This is a genomic window from Acaryochloris sp. CCMEE 5410 (assembly GCF_000238775.2).
In the GTDB taxonomy this organism is placed as follows: domain Bacteria; phylum Cyanobacteriota; class Cyanobacteriia; order Thermosynechococcales; family Thermosynechococcaceae; genus Acaryochloris.
Window position 1 is genome coordinate 3,116,790 of sequence record NZ_AFEJ02000001.1, and the last position, 15,110, is coordinate 3,131,899.

The 15,110-nt window shown below is 49.8% G+C and carries 12 protein-coding genes and 1 riboswitch; of the genes, 9 read left to right on the plus strand and 3 right to left on the minus strand.

The features are described from left to right. Entirely contained in the window at positions 1-630 is a 630-nt protein-coding gene (gene hisIE / locus ON05_RS14210) for a bifunctional phosphoribosyl-AMP cyclohydrolase/phosphoribosyl-ATP diphosphatase HisIE (protein WP_010479004.1), read from the minus strand. A 161-nt stretch (positions 631-791) separates the two neighbouring features. After that, a riboswitch (Glutamine riboswitch) is annotated at positions 792-874 on the plus strand. Positions 875-911: 37 nt separating this feature from the next. Here hisIE and ON05_RS14215 point away from each other — a divergent pair. Both ON05_RS14215 and ON05_RS14220 read left to right on the plus strand, forming a co-directional pair. Then, positions 912-1,361 (plus strand): DUF4278 domain-containing protein, encoded by a 450-nt coding sequence (locus tag ON05_RS14215; protein ID WP_010479006.1) that lies wholly within the window; start codon positions 912-914, stop codon positions 1,359-1,361. A 241-nt stretch (positions 1,362-1,602) separates the two neighbouring features. Further along, complete coding sequence (locus tag ON05_RS14220; protein ID WP_010479008.1) at positions 1,603-2,499, plus strand: FHA domain-containing protein; 897 nt, start codon at positions 1,603-1,605, stop codon at positions 2,497-2,499. Between the two features lie 13 nt (positions 2,500-2,512). On the opposite strand, the gene trxA is transcribed toward ON05_RS14220, so the two are convergent. Together trxA and dnaG are read right to left on the minus strand one after the other, a co-directional pair. Beyond that, a complete protein-coding gene (gene trxA, locus ON05_RS14225) occupies positions 2,513-2,830 on the minus strand; it encodes a thioredoxin (protein ID WP_010479009.1) in 318 nt (105 codons plus the stop codon). A gap of 133 nt (positions 2,831-2,963) precedes the next feature. Then, a complete protein-coding gene (gene dnaG, locus ON05_RS14230; protein WP_010479010.1) occupies positions 2,964-5,018 on the minus strand; it encodes a DNA primase in 2,055 nt (684 codons plus the stop codon). A gap of 1,171 nt (positions 5,019-6,189) precedes the next feature. On the opposite strand from dnaG, the gene ON05_RS14235 reads away from it, so the two are divergent. The 7 genes from ON05_RS14235 (at position 6,190) to ON05_RS14265 (ending at position 15,008) form a co-directional block, all read left to right on the plus strand. After that, positions 6,190-7,143 (plus strand): alpha/beta hydrolase, encoded by a 954-nt coding sequence (locus ON05_RS14235; RefSeq protein WP_010479013.1) that lies wholly within the window; start codon positions 6,190-6,192, stop codon positions 7,141-7,143. A 92-nt stretch (positions 7,144-7,235) separates the two neighbouring features. Then, positions 7,236-8,987, plus strand: coding sequence for a peroxidase family protein (locus tag ON05_RS14240; protein ID WP_010479014.1), 1,752 nt, complete (start codon positions 7,236-7,238; stop codon positions 8,985-8,987). A 10-nt stretch (positions 8,988-8,997) separates the two neighbouring features. Then, positions 8,998-9,915: a hypothetical protein gene (locus ON05_RS14245; protein WP_010479015.1), complete on the plus strand. Its 918-nt coding sequence runs from the start codon at positions 8,998-9,000 to the stop codon at positions 9,913-9,915. 27 nt (positions 9,916-9,942) lie between these two features. Further along, positions 9,943-11,451: an NADH:flavin oxidoreductase gene (locus ON05_RS14250; protein WP_010479017.1), complete on the plus strand. Its 1,509-nt coding sequence runs from the start codon at positions 9,943-9,945 to the stop codon at positions 11,449-11,451. A 32-nt stretch (positions 11,452-11,483) separates the two neighbouring features. Further along, entirely contained in the window at positions 11,484-12,980 is a 1,497-nt protein-coding gene (locus ON05_RS14255; RefSeq protein WP_010479019.1) for a membrane protein, read from the plus strand. Positions 12,981-13,032: 52 nt separating this feature from the next. Next, positions 13,033-13,467: a hypothetical protein gene (locus tag ON05_RS14260; protein ID WP_010479021.1), complete on the plus strand. Its 435-nt coding sequence runs from the start codon at positions 13,033-13,035 to the stop codon at positions 13,465-13,467. A gap of 107 nt (positions 13,468-13,574) precedes the next feature. Continuing rightward, the gene (locus tag ON05_RS14265; RefSeq protein WP_010479022.1) at positions 13,575-15,008 is read left to right on the plus strand and encodes a c-type cytochrome; all 1,434 of its coding nucleotides are present in this window, start codon (positions 13,575-13,577) and stop codon (positions 15,006-15,008) included. Positions 15,009-15,110: the final 102 nt, after the last annotated feature.

Consider the following 15,110-nt stretch of genomic DNA (forward strand, 5'->3'; position numbering starts at 1 on the left):
CTAGCGGCGCCGCTCTTGCAGTTTGCGGTAGACGTCCTTGATATCGACATCATGATGGGCCAGGGCCACGAGACTGTGGTAAATCAGATCGGCCACTTCTCCCGCAATTTCATCAGCGTTGTCGTCCTTACAGGCCATCACCACTTCTGCGGATTCTTCGCCAATCTTTTTGAGAATTTTGTTGTCACCCGCAGCAAATAGCTTACAGGTATAGGAGTCCGGAGAGGGATTGTGTTTGCGATCGCAAATCACCTCAAACACCTGAGACAAAGTATCGGCAGGGGGAGCCGCAATCTGCCCTTCAATCTGATGGAAACAGCTACGCTCTCCTGTATGGCAGGCAATATCGCCAATTTGCTCCACCCCCACCAGCAAGGCATCACTGTCACAGTCGTACCGTAAGGACTTCACCTCTTGCACATGACCCGAGGTTTCGCCCTTGGGCCACAACTCCTGCCGCGACCGGCTCCAAAACCAAGTCCGGCCCGTATCCATGGTCTTCTGCAAAGATTCACGATTCATCCAGGCCATCATCAACACCGTGCCATCTAAATAGTCTTGAACGATGGCTGGTACTAACCCTTGAGCGTCATACCGAATTTTGTCTACTGGAATTGCAGAAGAAGACATCAATGTGAGCAGCAGAAAACGACTCTTTAGATTATCACCTGGGACTGAACGATACGGATATATTAATTGAGATTGGCTTTTTTGATAAGAAATACTAATGTTTACTTTTGCAAAACCCTCCACATTTAATTTAAAAATGTTATATTTGATACAGAAATTAAATCGTTCATCCCTTAACTCGCCTTTAACTCTGTTCTTAGTAGTCAAGGGACGGAAGTAGAGCCTTCGCTCGAAGGAACGCGCCTCAAATCTATACCCATCATTATGATCGGAGGCGAATCATGAAACTTACTTATCGCGGTGTTAGCTACGACTACAATCCCCCTGCAGTAGACATGACTTCTAGTGAAGAAGTCGGTCAATATCGTGGATTGGAGTGGAGATTTAGAAACGCTCAAAAACCCCCGGTGATGCAACCCAGTCTTAACTTGGTTTACCGAGGCGTTGCCTATGAAACAGGCACCCCAGAGCCAGAAGTTGCACCCACCTATACCCCAGCACCCACCACACCTGTGGCTGCTCCTGCTGTCTTGACCGTTCAAAATATGGCTCGGTCACTCATGACATCCCACCACCGCTGGATCAAAAACCGTCAGCAAGCCCTGCTCAGCCGCTCTGCCGCTGAAGTTGGCTTAAGTGCGGATGCGGCCCATTACTGGAATCATATTCAAGGTAAGGTCCATCCCAGCTTTCGCGGTAGCTATGATCGCTCCCATGCAGCCCTGAGCTAAGCTCCAAAGCTTGTCCCGTTAGGGATCCATTTTTACAACAATCACTTATCTCTTCACCTCCTCTAGGGAGGTGATTTTTTTTGACCATTTTGTGCGACACTACCCGATCAAAATGGAGCATGGCATAATTAATTCTCACCCATAAAAAAATGACCGCTTTTCCCCTTAGAGCAGTTAAAACTTCTTCGTATTACTGTGTTCCCGATATGTAATCTTCTATTGCAATAATTGCGTTACCATCGTGTCTTCAGCTCCAAAGCCCCAACTGTTTATCCCAGCAACTTCCTGCCTATCTCATCAAGCCCTAACCGAGGGTGGCTTTTGGACTCCATCTGTGTCGATGGCACGGTTTTCCCCTTATCCTCCCCAAGGATACTACCGGACCTTAGTCGGGCAAGCGTTATGGACATTGGGACGAGAAAAGGCTTGTTCTATCGCCTTTGACGATGTCACCCTATCGCGCCAACATGCCCTAATTTTTACGACCCCTTTGCAAGAGTATTACTTATCAGACCTGGGCAGCTTGAACGGCTCTTTTATCAATGAGCAACGGGTGCTTCACCCCACCTGCCTACAGCATGGCGATCAGGTGAAATTAGGGCGGCTGAGCATGGAATTTCAGTTGGCCTCAGGATTGGAACCATTCCAACCGCATCGCAACCAAAAGCTCGTCCTCATGATCCAGCCGTCTGCCACCCAAGGCAAACTCTGGCAAGAGCTGCTGATCTATCAGGGCGTAACCGTCATCTGGGAAAAGCTATCCACTAGCGAAGAGCTGAAAACCTGTTTAGACAACTATGCCCTAAATGAAAGTCGATTACCGGATCTCTTACTCATTGAGGCTGAGACCCTAGACCCCAATCCCTATGAGTTCTGTCGCTGGAGCCATGAAGCCTATCCATCGGTGAAAGTAGTTCTCACCTGTCGAGGACGCACTGAGGTTCTGCCCTCTGAATTGCGATGGGCCAAAGAGCAAGGGGCCACGGATTTACTCCCAGCTTTTCGAGAAGACAATATGCTGACTCGGGTGGTGGATATGGTGGCCCAAGTCAACATTGTTCTCAAGCTTCTCGGTAGCCAAGAACTTGAACAACAGACTGTAGCGACAGACTTTTTCTCGCTCCTCAAGGATCTCTAAACACCGCAAATGACTAGAGTAAAGGCTGTACACGACTGACAATATCTTCCGGCGGTAAGACCCCTTCAATCCGTTCCACGGGTTGACCATCCTTGAATAACACGAGGGTCGGCAAGGCATGGATATGGTATTCCGTTGCCAGCTCTGGGTAACGCTCGGTATCAATTTTGACCACTTGGACCTTATCTTTCAACAAGGTGCTGACCTGCTCCAGGATGGGGACCAACATCCGACAAGGCCCACACCAAATTGCATAGAAATCGACTAGGACGGGTTTATCAGATCCAGCTAAAAGTTCGGCAAAATTTTTGTATTGCTTTTTTGTGGCCATAGGGAGAGTCTAGATAGGAATCTTTTCAATCCTAGACCCAGAATTTCGTCATCGGCAGGGATGTCGTTATTCATTTCAGGTTTAGGTGTAACCCTAAGATTTAGAGTTGCATCAGACCTCACATCTCCCCCCTTCAGTTCAAATTGAGCTGGGGATTTTCCATCAATTCGCTGAAATCATTGAGATCAACACAGCGCTGCTGATCTAGCTGTTGCAAGTAGCGCTTTTCTTGGTAATAGAGCCGTTTAATTTCATCCAGCTCTTGCAGACAATAGGATTCTTCCTCTAGTAAACTCTGGGCTTGCTCCGATTCATCCATCAACATCTGTTGCAGATAAGTGTTGAGGATTTGCCGCTGACCCAGTTCTTTTTTCGCGGATTTCATCGCCGATTCCCACATTTGCAGCAGATGCCGACAGCGCTTCTCACATGCAATCCGCTCTAGACTGGCTGCTGCTGCTCGAATGGAGAGGTTGGGGCGGAGGATATCCAGTTCTGTTTTTTCGTTCAGCTGAATCAGGTGGTAAACCTGCTGCATTTCCTGCGAATACTCGGTACAAAGATCCTGGACCACAGCGATTAGATCAAAGGCAGGGGTGTCCAGTTCAGGATGTAAGGGCTCTAACTTGGCCTGATCATCTTCAATGGCTAAAATTTGCCGCCATAGAAACCGATGGTGGGAAAAACTGAATTCTATATCCCGCTGTTTCATGGCGTTGTGAATATCTTGCCGAAACTGGGGTCGATGCAGATAAATACGAAGGATTTGGGCTTCCGCTGCTTCCCGGAGGGTGTAGTCAGCCGGGCGCTGCCATTTTTGCGATCGTCCATGCCAGCGCTGACCGCGCACTTGCTGACGCAGGGCTTCTTCCAGCTGCAGGGCCAGGCGAGAATCCCCCTGGCTAAGGAGACCCGCACAGCGATGGGTATAGTGGGTGCGCAGGGTGGCGTTGGGCAACTTGCCTAAAATAGCCGCAATGGCTTCCGTGGCTGCTTGGAACTGTTCAGCCTGCTGCAAATCCCGATCTTGCAAAGCCCGGTGAATTTGCCAGTCTAGCCACAGGGGGGACTCATCGAGCAAATCTAAATAGTCTTCTGCCGTATAGTCCTGGAGATATTCATCGGCATCTTTGCCATTGGGCAGATTCAGAACTCGGAGCTGAACTTCCCCTCGATAGGCCTGGTCTTCGACTTCAGAAATCGCTCGCTCTGCGGCTTTACCCCCAGCAGCATCCGCATCAAAATTAAGGATGACCTGTTTGGATTCGGTATAGCGCAACAGCTGCCGCATTTGGTCCAAGCTCAGGGCCGTGCCCATGGAGGCAACGGCGTTGGTGATGCCCACGGAATGGAGGGCAATCACGTCAAAATAACCTTCAACCACCACCGCCCGGTCGGCCTTGACGATGGTTTGACGGGCTTTATCTAGGCCGAATAAGAGCTTGCCCTTGTTAAACAGTTCCGTCTCTGGGGAGTTGAGGTACTTGGGTTCCTCTCCCGTCAGAGTACGGCTGCCAAATCCCACCACCCGACTCTGGGCATCATGGATCGGTATCATTAAGCGATCGCGAAACCGATCGTAAAATCCATCTCCAGACTTGCGGGGCAAAATCAATCCTGCCTGCTGGACTAAGTCAGGCGTAAACCCTTTCTCCTGCACCAACACATCATGGAGGGTACTCCAGCCCCCCGGAGCATAGCCCAGCTGAAAGGTTTGAATGGTTTCATTACTGAGTCCCCGCTGGTTACGAGCATAGCGGAGGGCATTGTGGCCCTGGGGCTGGCGGAGGGCATGTTCGTAATACCGACTTGCGATCGCCAAAATTTCATAGAGCTGCTCCCGCAGAGACAGCTTGCGGGCTAGCTTTTTCTCTTCATCCTTGGCCAGGGTCTGGATAGGGACTTGGCTGCGCTGGGCCAAATCGAGAACAACTTCTGCAAAGGACCGCTGGCCAATTTCCATTAAAAACTTAATGGCATTACCGCCTGCCCCACAGCCAAAGCAGTAATAGAACTGCTTCTCAGGACTGACGCTAAAGCTGGGGGTTTTCTCGTCGTGAAACGGGCAGCAGCCCACCAAATTCCGCCCCTGCTTACGCAAGCTGACATGCTCGGAAACCACATCGACAATGTCGGTGGCTTGGCGAACCTGCTCAATCGTATCGGGGTGGAGGCGGGGCGTAGTCATCCAGGTTGAGAGGGCAATTTGACACCCATTCCGTGGGAGAAGCGGGAGGCTAAGGCAGTGAGGATTTTAAAAGCTGAACACCAATAGGGACGATATCTCTACCGCAGGATCAACAGGGATCAACACGACAGGCTGATAGAGATTTCAATAGTGCAAGCATACTACTTTATGGTTCCCTATTTGATCGTTTCGGTTTAGATTTTAGCAGTTTAATTTCGATGAGCTGAGGATCATTGCAAAGGTTTATTGGCAGATGGGTGTCGAAGAGGGCCAGAAATCCCCGTAGCAAGACTGTTTTCATTTCGCCAGTTAATTTTCACATCCTGAAACCTCGTGAGTAGCACAAGGATCTATTGATTGATAGACACTCCAGATTTTCTCTCAGAGGTTGACCTTGCTCCTCTTAAGACACTCGGCAATCATCACGACTCATCAGTGGATTGCAAGTATGGATCCCTATATATTGCTACAGCAGGAACCAAAGGAAGCTTGATTTATCCTACACAATGTTCTGGTTTGTTTTGACCCTTTCTATCTAGATCTATTCAGAAGAAAAACAAGATTATTATTTATTGAATGAATAATTTAGTAGATTGAATGAGTTAGTAAAATTAATGAATTTTTGTAAGAATCTGCATAATTTAGCTCAATTGATCAGAAGTTATTATGTGCCTAACCCTCAAAATCTTTAAGGATAGTTATCTATTACAGACGATCTGTTTTTTAGCGTGTATATTTGAATGAGATACAGCTCATCACGTCTAGATACTCATCTCTTGTGGTAGCTAACTAGCCTTGTATTGAAAGCTTAATGAACCATCGAGTCTTGAGGCGAAACGACTCAAGAACGTTAAGCCCATTGACCCACTAAAGCGATATAAACCTCTTACAATATTCGTCTCATGATGTGTTATCACTCAATTGATGCTGCGAACTAACTTAGATTTTTGAGTCCTCTACCATACCGTTAGCTGACGGATATCAGACGTCTAATCTAAAGATTCTCCACTTTTTAGATAGCCCAGACAATTAGCTATTCTGAACATCCATAAAATAAAGGTTTCTTCGTGAAGCACAATAGTGTCTTCAGCAAGATTTCAGCACTTGTGCTGGATATTTATATCGCTTTAATTAGCCTCTTTATTAAATATTTAAAACAGGTATCAGGCTTATGATTATCATTGTTTCAAATCGTCGGGTGAACGAGGATCAAACCGATCACCGCTTGTTTGGAGAACGGGCGAATGTGAATGGTCTCGATGAAATTCGTTTAGCAACCGCTGACTACGATGAACCCTCACAACGGTGGCATCTGTCCCTCGTTCCCGAAGGCGATCTAGAGGATGAAGACAGCCGCCCTAGCCACCAATTATTTCAGCGCGTTATGGCCGGGATTCAGACCGGTCAGCATCAGAAAAACTGGGTGTTTTATATTCACGGATTTAATCAATCCATGTTAGACAATCTCAATGCTTGTCGTGAAATCCAAACCCTCTATGACGTGGATGTCATTACCTTTGCATGGCCCTCGAATCCAGGAGGGTTTGTACTTGGGGAATATCAGCGCGCGCGACAAGCCGCTAGAGCATCCAGTAATGCCCTCGATCGCACCTTAGAACTGCTCGGGCGCTACCTAGCTAGCCGTTCCCTGGTAGAGATGCGGAACTGCCAGATTAGCCTAAATCTCCTCGTGCATAGCTTAGGCAATTATTTATTTGAGGATTTTGTCCGGGATCCGGTCTTTAGTGATGAAACTCGCATCTTCGACAACATTATCTTTCACCAAGCAGATGCCGATAATCGCAACCATGCTCAATGGGTTGATCGGGTTGAGCATGGTCGCCGTATCTACATCACCCTCCATGAGGATGATTCGACCCTCAAAGCGTCCGATATTATCAATCCGGGCCGTTTGGGCAATACCCTGGCCGGTTTAAATGCCCAACGAGCGATCTATCTCGACTTTACGAATGGTGAGAATGTCGGTCGGTCCCATAACTTTTTTGATGGCCAGATTGAGAATGCCACCATCCAAACAATTTTTATCCGTCTGCTCAATGGTCAGCGGGGAGAAACCGTTGCTGGCTTAAGCTTCGATCCCACCCTGAATGCTTTTCGGCTATAACCCCATGATGTCGGTTTAGCCTCAGTGGGCTCATGACTCTGAACATTGCTGTGTGAGACCTGCATCGTTTTTGTCTTCTAGAGGAGGAATATATGTCTCGTAAACCATGGCACCAGCTCAAAACCCCCCTAGCCCTGATTAAGCTACTCCAATTCCGGAATCGACTGCGGGAAAATAATCTGCATGATACGGCTGCGATCGCACCCACAGATCACCTCCCCAAACCCAAGCCCAGTCCCGATGGTCGCCATTTTCGTGCCCGGACCGATGATGGTAGCTTTAACGACCTAGACCATCCTGAGATGGGAATGGCTGGCACTCGGTTTGGTCGGAATGTGCCCTTACAGGATGCCTATCCCGATGAGAAGGCCCTCTTGACGCCCAATCCGCGGGAGATTAGCCGTAAGGTGATGACCCGGGATGAGTTTATTCCCGCCACGATTTTGAATGTGCTGGCTGCCGCCTGGATCCAGTTTGAAAATCACGATTGGTTTTCCCATGGCGACAATCAAACCAAACAGAAATTTCAGCTGCCCTTGGCGGATGATGATGACTGGCCTGCAGAGCATCATCCCTTAGAAGTGGGTAAAACCGCCATTGATGAGACCCGCAAAGGGGATGAAAGCAGTGGTCCTCCCACCTTTATTAACACTGTCACCCACTGGTGGGATGGGTCTCAAATCTACGGTAGTGACAGCGAAACCGTTGCCAAACTCCGCTCCCATAAAGATGGCAAACTCACCATGGGAGACGATGGCCTATTGCCATTAGATGATGGCGGCGTGGATTCCACCGGCTTTAACGATAATTGGTGGGTGGGGCTGTCCTTACTGCATACATTATTTGCCAAAGAGCATAATTTTATTTGCGATCGCCTCAAAGCGGAGTATCCATCCTGGTCCGATGATCAACTGTTTGACCAAGCCCGCCTGATCAATGCTGCCTTAACCGCAAAAATCCACACGGCAGAATGGACCCCCGCTATTTTGCCCCTACCTGCCACCGATATCGCCCTCAACGTCAACTGGGCGGGCTTCCTCGGGGAAGATTTTAGATATCTCTTTGGACATATCGGCGAAGGTGAACTGCTGAGCGGCATCCCAGGCTCCTCGACAGACCACCATACGGCTCCTTACTACCTAACGGAAGAATTTGTGTCCGTGTATCGGATGCATCCCTTAATTCCAGATGACTACCAATACTATGACCTGCAGGGAAAACTGCTGCAGGAGAACGACTTTATGGCCTCTTCCGGCAAGCGGACCCGAGCCTTGGTGGAGGAGGTGGGGATGGACAATCTGTTCTACTCTTTGGGCATTACCCATCCAGGGGCCGTAACCCTCCATAACTTCCCTCGGTTTTTGCAGCTTCACAAGCGGGATAACGGTGAAGTCTTCGATCTAGCCGCCGTCGATATCCTCCGAGATCGCGAACGGGGAGTGCCTCGGTATAACCGCTTCCGAGAGTTAATCGGACGTAGCCGGGTTAAAAGTTTTGAGGAAATTACCAGCAATCCTGTCTGGGCCAAGGAACTACGGGAGGTCTATAACAACGACATCAACGCGGTTGATCTGATGGTGGGCATGTTTGCCGAAGATCTACCTGACGGCTTTGGCTTTAGCGACACCGCCTTTCGCGTCTTTATCCTGATGGCTTCTCGCCGTCTGAAAAGCGATCGCTTCCTAAGTAAAGACTACCGAGCTGAAATTTATACCCCCTTCGGCTTGGAATGGATCTATCGCAACAATTTCATTACCCTCCTCAAGCGTCACTACCCCAAACTGGCTCCTGCCCTAGTCGGCGTCAGCAATGGCTTTGCCCCTTGGCGCAATCTTAGTCATTAGGGCCTGTTCGATGAAACACCAAACCGAAATCCAACAATACTGGCCAGCGGCCCAGGACTTTGAGCCGTTGCCCACAGACTATCCCACGTGGTCAGCACAACAGAAGCAAGCCTTTCTCTGGGATGAACGCATCCTCCAATCTATCTATGACCAAAATCCACCCATTCCTCGGATCAATATTGTCGGGTTAATCTTGACCCCGCTCATGATCAAAATGGATCGCCTGGAAGATGAAGCCCCCACCCGTTGGCGCAAAGCCATCCACCCCCACGGCGCCGTGGCCAAAATCAAGTTTGTCCCAGCGGGCGACAGTCCCTATACCGGACTATTTAAAGGCGCAGACTACGGATTGCTGAGGGCTTCTCTCACGGGCGATCCGGAAGATCGGGGATTTGCCCCTGGTCTAGCGATTAAATTGCTGGCAGATGGCCAACCTTCCGGTAACTTTTCTGCCCTCGTGTCCTTATCCGGTCAAGGCCAAAACTATAATTTCCTGGCCCACCGGTTCTCCAATATTGTGCCTGTGGCTCAAGAATTTGGTCCCCAATTCACGAACCTGATTTTTCGCCGGGTCACCAAACACCCTACCCGTATTGACCTTCAACACTTAGGTTCTGCTACCCAGCAGGGTCAGGCCGAAGCACAGCCCCATACCCCCACCCAAGTCTTTCTAGTCCCCAATCCAGACCTGCAGTTTGCCGAAAGTCCCCATGACTTTCGAGCAGATCTGGCCCACATTCCCCCAGGTACCCAGTTGTTTTCTATCTATGCAACAGATGCGGTCGATCCAGACGGGGAAACGATGACGGCTGGCCATCAACCTCAAGCCCAACTAATCGGACATTTGGAGACCACCTCCGAGTTTGTGGCTTCCTTCTACGGCGATAGTCAGCTCTTCTTTCGGCATCAGCGCTTCCGTAACCAGTAGTTCGTCACTCTGCCACAAGGAAATCCTATGACCTCAGACATTATCTTTCAGCCCTTAGAGTGGCGCAATCTAACGGTTAAAAATCGCATTTTTCGGTCCAGCATCTCAGGGCGTTGGGATAACTACGATGGTTCGGGCACCCAAGCCCGGATCAATTGGGAAGAGCAGTTTGCCCAGGGTGGCGTCGGTGCCATTATCTCGTCCTATACCCCCATTCATATTGAAGGGCGGATTGTACCAAATGCCGCCATGATTGACTCGGACGACCGCATTCCCTTCTGGAGAAAGGTCGGCGAGACGGTTCATCAGCACGACTGCAAGTTTATCCTCCAGCTCAGTCATTCGGGACGTCAGCGCGATATTGATGGGGTCGAAAATACGGTTCCCGATTCCTTTAAGCCCACACCTGCCCTGAGTGCAACGACCCTCTCAGAACAGATTCATGGGTTTCGCTGTCGCCAAATGACCCGGACAGAAATCAAGGAGACGGTGCAACGGTTTGCGGATGGGGCTCGGCGGGCTCGGGAGGCCGGGCTAGATGGCGTGGAGTTACATAGCTCCCATGGCTATCTGATTACCCAATTCCTCAGTTCTGGCATCAATATTCGCAATGATGACTATGGGGGGTCCCTCGAAAATCGCTATCGGTTCCTGCAAGAAATTGTCCAGGCCATTCGCCAAACCGTCGGTGACGATTTTCATCTTCAGGCCAAGATTAGTGCCGTGGACTATAACAATGTCTTGCCCTGGGAACGGAGGGGCAACACCTTGTCTGAGTCGATTCAAGTCTGTCAATGGCTGGAGCGGGATAGCGTGGATGCTCTCCATATTTCTCGGGGCAGCACCTTTCCCCATCCCCTATTACCCGCAGGTCCGTTTCCCTTTAAGATTGCCACCTCCACTTACGACACGATGATTTCTAGTGCCCCGTGGCGGACCCTTCTCAATTACTTTCTGTTTCGCAGTCCCTTACTTCAGCCCTTCTTTAAATGCATTTGGAATCGCTTGGAGCGGCATTGGCAGGCTCCGGTTAAAGGCGATCGTCTCTCGTCAGATTCTCTGTCCCAATTGATGCAAGAGCATATCTCGGCCCATGAGTTCCAAGCCCTATTGGCTCGCTACCAAGGCACGGTTATGGAAGATGCCCAGGCCATTAAGGAACAGGTCAATATTCCCGTCATTTGTACCGGCGGCTTCCAGCAGGCCTCTTTTATTCGGCAAGCGATTGAGCAGGGTTTCTGTGATGGTGTCACCCTTGCCCGCCCCCTGGTCGCCAATAAGGATCTGGCCCACCAGTTGCAGGCAGGAAACGATATTCCCGAGCGCCCTTGTACCTATTGCAATCAATGTTTAGGAAGTTATCTGGAATATCCCTTGGGCTGCTACGAACGCCGTCGATATTACCAGCGCTCTATCACTGGCGCAGATCAAACGGAGCAGGATAAAGCAGCGCGCGAAGCCCATGACGCCATGATTCAAGATGCTATGCGGGTGTATAGCCCACCGCCCTTTAGCCCGTCCAAGCCAACGGCATAACCTCGGATGCAAATTGCAAGCGTGATATCCCAATGAGCAGTACACCCTTTTTCCCAAAAGTCTGTCGTAACTTCAAGCGGTTAGCCCTAGGGCTGGTTAGCCTAGTTTTAGTGATCGTTTTATGTCTGGCATGGCCCCTGTTGACGGCGCGGTCCCCTCAATACACGGACATTACCGACCATTTTAAATATGGCTCGATTGGCGGTGCCTCCACCATGGGAATTCCCTATTGGATTTGGCAAGTGATGCCGGTGATGTTCCCGGAGTACCTACCCACGGAGGACTACGTCACCCCTGGAACTGGCTATACCCAGCTCGGCTTTATTCAAGAACCGGGGCAAGATCTGCCCATTGGGTTTGCCAAGGATACCCAATTAGGGTTGGAAGTGGTGACCAACAATTGTGCCCTTTGCCATGTGGGTAGTGTTCGCAACACCTCTGATGGCCTACCCCAAGCCATTCCGACGATGCCGTCTAACACTGTTAATTTGTCGGCCTATTTTCGCTTTATCACCGGCGTTGCCAATGATCCTCGGTTTAATGCTCGGGAAATGATGCCCTATATCAAGGATTTGGGAGCCGATCTGAATCCCTTGCAGTCTCTGCTCTATCGCTATATTGCTATTCCCCAAACTCGGGCCTTGCTCAGTATCCAAGCCGAAAAGCTCAGTTTTTTATCGGATCAGCCCCAGTACGGACCGGGGCGAGTAGACACCTTTACCCCCTATAAAACCCGTACCTTTAATATCAATCTAGACGACCTCCCTCCTGAAGAAATTGAGGGAGCGGCCAGCGACTTCCCTAGTGTTTGGCAGCAGCGCCCCCGGGAGGGTATGCAGCTCCATTGGGATGGTGATAATACCTCTGTAGCAGAACGGAATAAGAGTGCTGCCTTAGCCCTGGTCTCCCCCACCAATATTAATTTGGATGCCATTACCCGAGTGGCTGACTGGTTGTTGGATCTCCCGGCCCCGCCTTATCCCTATCCGGTAAATGAAGAGCTGGCTGCCCAGGGGCAATCTATCTTTGCCAACACCTGTGCCAGCTGCCATGCTTTTGACGGTCCAAGGGTAGGGACCGTGACACCCATTGCAGAAATTGGCACCGATCCAGGCCGCTTAAATTCTTATACCTATGAATTTGCCTCGAATCAGTACACGCTGTTTGCTGGGATTACCTATAAAGGCGAAGATCAGCGGTTTACCCACTTCCGCAAAACCCACGGCTATGCCAACCATCCCCTCGACGGATTGTGGTTGCGATCGCCTTATCTCCACAACGGCTCAGTCCCGACCCTAGAGGATCTGCTCGATCCTCCCGAACAGCGCCCAGCTAAGTTTTATCGGGGCAATGATGTCTATGATCCAGACAAAGTGGGGTTTGTGGCGGACGTCGCTACAGCTAACGGCAGCAAATTTTTCGAATATGATACGTCGCTGCCGGGGAATGGCAAGGAAGGCCATCTCTATGGAACCACTCTATCTCAGTCAGACAAAACAGCTCTGATCGAGTATTTAAAGACCCTTTAAGGTCCGTATCATACCTATCTATTTTTACCTACCTGAAGTTGGAGCCAGTCAAGTGAGCACACAAAATCCCTATGCAAAATGGTTTGGCTACGTCGTTTGGCTGGGCATCGCCGTCAATCTTCTATTTATTATTCCTACCTGCTTTTTCCCGGAATGGCTGCTCTCTCTCCTCAGGATGACTATCCCTATCCCAATTATTTGGGTGCGAGCAGCAGGGTTATTGCTCTTGGAAATTAGCATTCTATATATTCCGGGAGCGCTGGATCCGTATCGATATCGAGCGACGGCATGGATGTCAGTTCTGGTCACTCGGGGTGGTGGAGCCTCGTTTTTCCTAATTGCCGTGTTGTTTTTTGGTCAAGAACTGGGTTTTCTGTCTATTGCCATTGTGGATCTGATTTTTGGGGTCACAGAGGGCATTTTGCTGTATTTGGCGATGCAAGACAAAGCGGCTCTTGCAAACCAATCCTATTCTGAGTCGGTCTAGTTGGCCGACAAACGGGGCCAAATTGGGGCCTTAAAAGCCGAGTTCAAGCAGATTAGCAAGAGGGTCGAATGCCCGATCGTTGCTGACGTTATCAAGGAATGAAGACTATGGGTGCGCTAACCTCAAATCTGGGCAAAAAGATCGCCACCACCTTACTGATTCTGGGCCTGCTCGTGGGCACGGTGGTCTATATTGGCTGGTACAATCTGCTGCGCGAAGTGGACACCTATATCGAATCGCCAGCCGAACATTTTAAGTATGGATCAATCGGGACAGAGAATGACCAAGGTGTTCCTTACTGGATTTGGATGGTGCTCCCCCGCCTCTTTCCGGAATATTTACCCGGACCCAATGGCTATACCTCCTTAGGCTTCACCTGGGAACCCGGTCAGGAAACCCCGGTAGGTGTCTCTAAAAAGACGATTGGCTTTCCTCGCCAAGGGATTACCTGTGCCGTCTGCCATTCAGCAACCTATCGCAAAGTACCGGAGGACAATCCCATCATTGTGCCAGCTGGCCCCTCGGTAAAATTTAATTCCTTGGGCTATGTGCGTTTTCTTCAAGCTTGTGCCCAAGATCCCAGATTTACAGCGGACTACATTCTGCCTGAGATTGAATATAACCATTCCTTATCAGCTTTTGAGAAGTTACTCTACCGATTTCTGATTATTCCCACGACCCGCAAGGAAATGCTGGAGCAGGGCGAATCCTTTGCCTGGAGCAATTCTCGACCCAATTGGGGACCGGGGCGTATCGATCCCTTTAACCCCGTGAAATTTAATATGCTAGACATCCCTATAGATGACACCATTGGCAACTCCGATATGATGTCGCTTTGGAATCAAAAGCAACATCAAGGATTTGCTCTGCACTGGGATGGTTTGGAAACCTCCCTCACAGAAACGGTGAATACCGGTGCCCTGGGAGATGGAGCCACTCGTAAATCCATCAATATTGAAGGGCTACAACGGGTCGAAAAATATATCACGGAGCTGGATCCACCCAAATTTCCCTTTGCCATTGATCAAGCTGCCGCCGATAAGGGCAAAAAGGTATTTGACCAGCACTGCGCCACTTGCCATGCCTTTGGCGGTGAGCGCACGGGCACCGTTATCTCCCAGCAGGAAGTCGGCACCGATCGCCACCGACTGGACATGTGGACCCAAGAAGCAGCGGATAAATACAACGCCTTTGCGGAAGGGTACGACTACGACTTTGATCAGTTACGAAAAACCGATGGCTATCTCTCCGTGAGTCTAGATGGGTTGTGGTTACGAGCTCCCTATCTGCACAATGGGTCAGTACCTAGCCTGCAAGATTTACTCAAAACCTCAGATGCCCGGACGCCAGTGTTTTATCGAGGCTACGATGTCTATGACCCCGACGCCGTTGGCTTTATTTCGCAAGGTGCGGAAGCTGAAAAGGTTGGATTTAAGTACGACACGTCCTTAGTAGCAAATAGTAATCAGGGTCATTTGTACGGAACCAATTTACCTGAAAAAGATAAGGCGACATTAATTGAATATCTCAAAACCCTGTAAGTGATGAAAAGAGTTCATGCTGATGCTTGCTTGGCTTAACTGACTAGCACATGAAGTCCCTCTGCTGAAGTAGTTTGGCACCAACGTTGGGGACACGCTTAC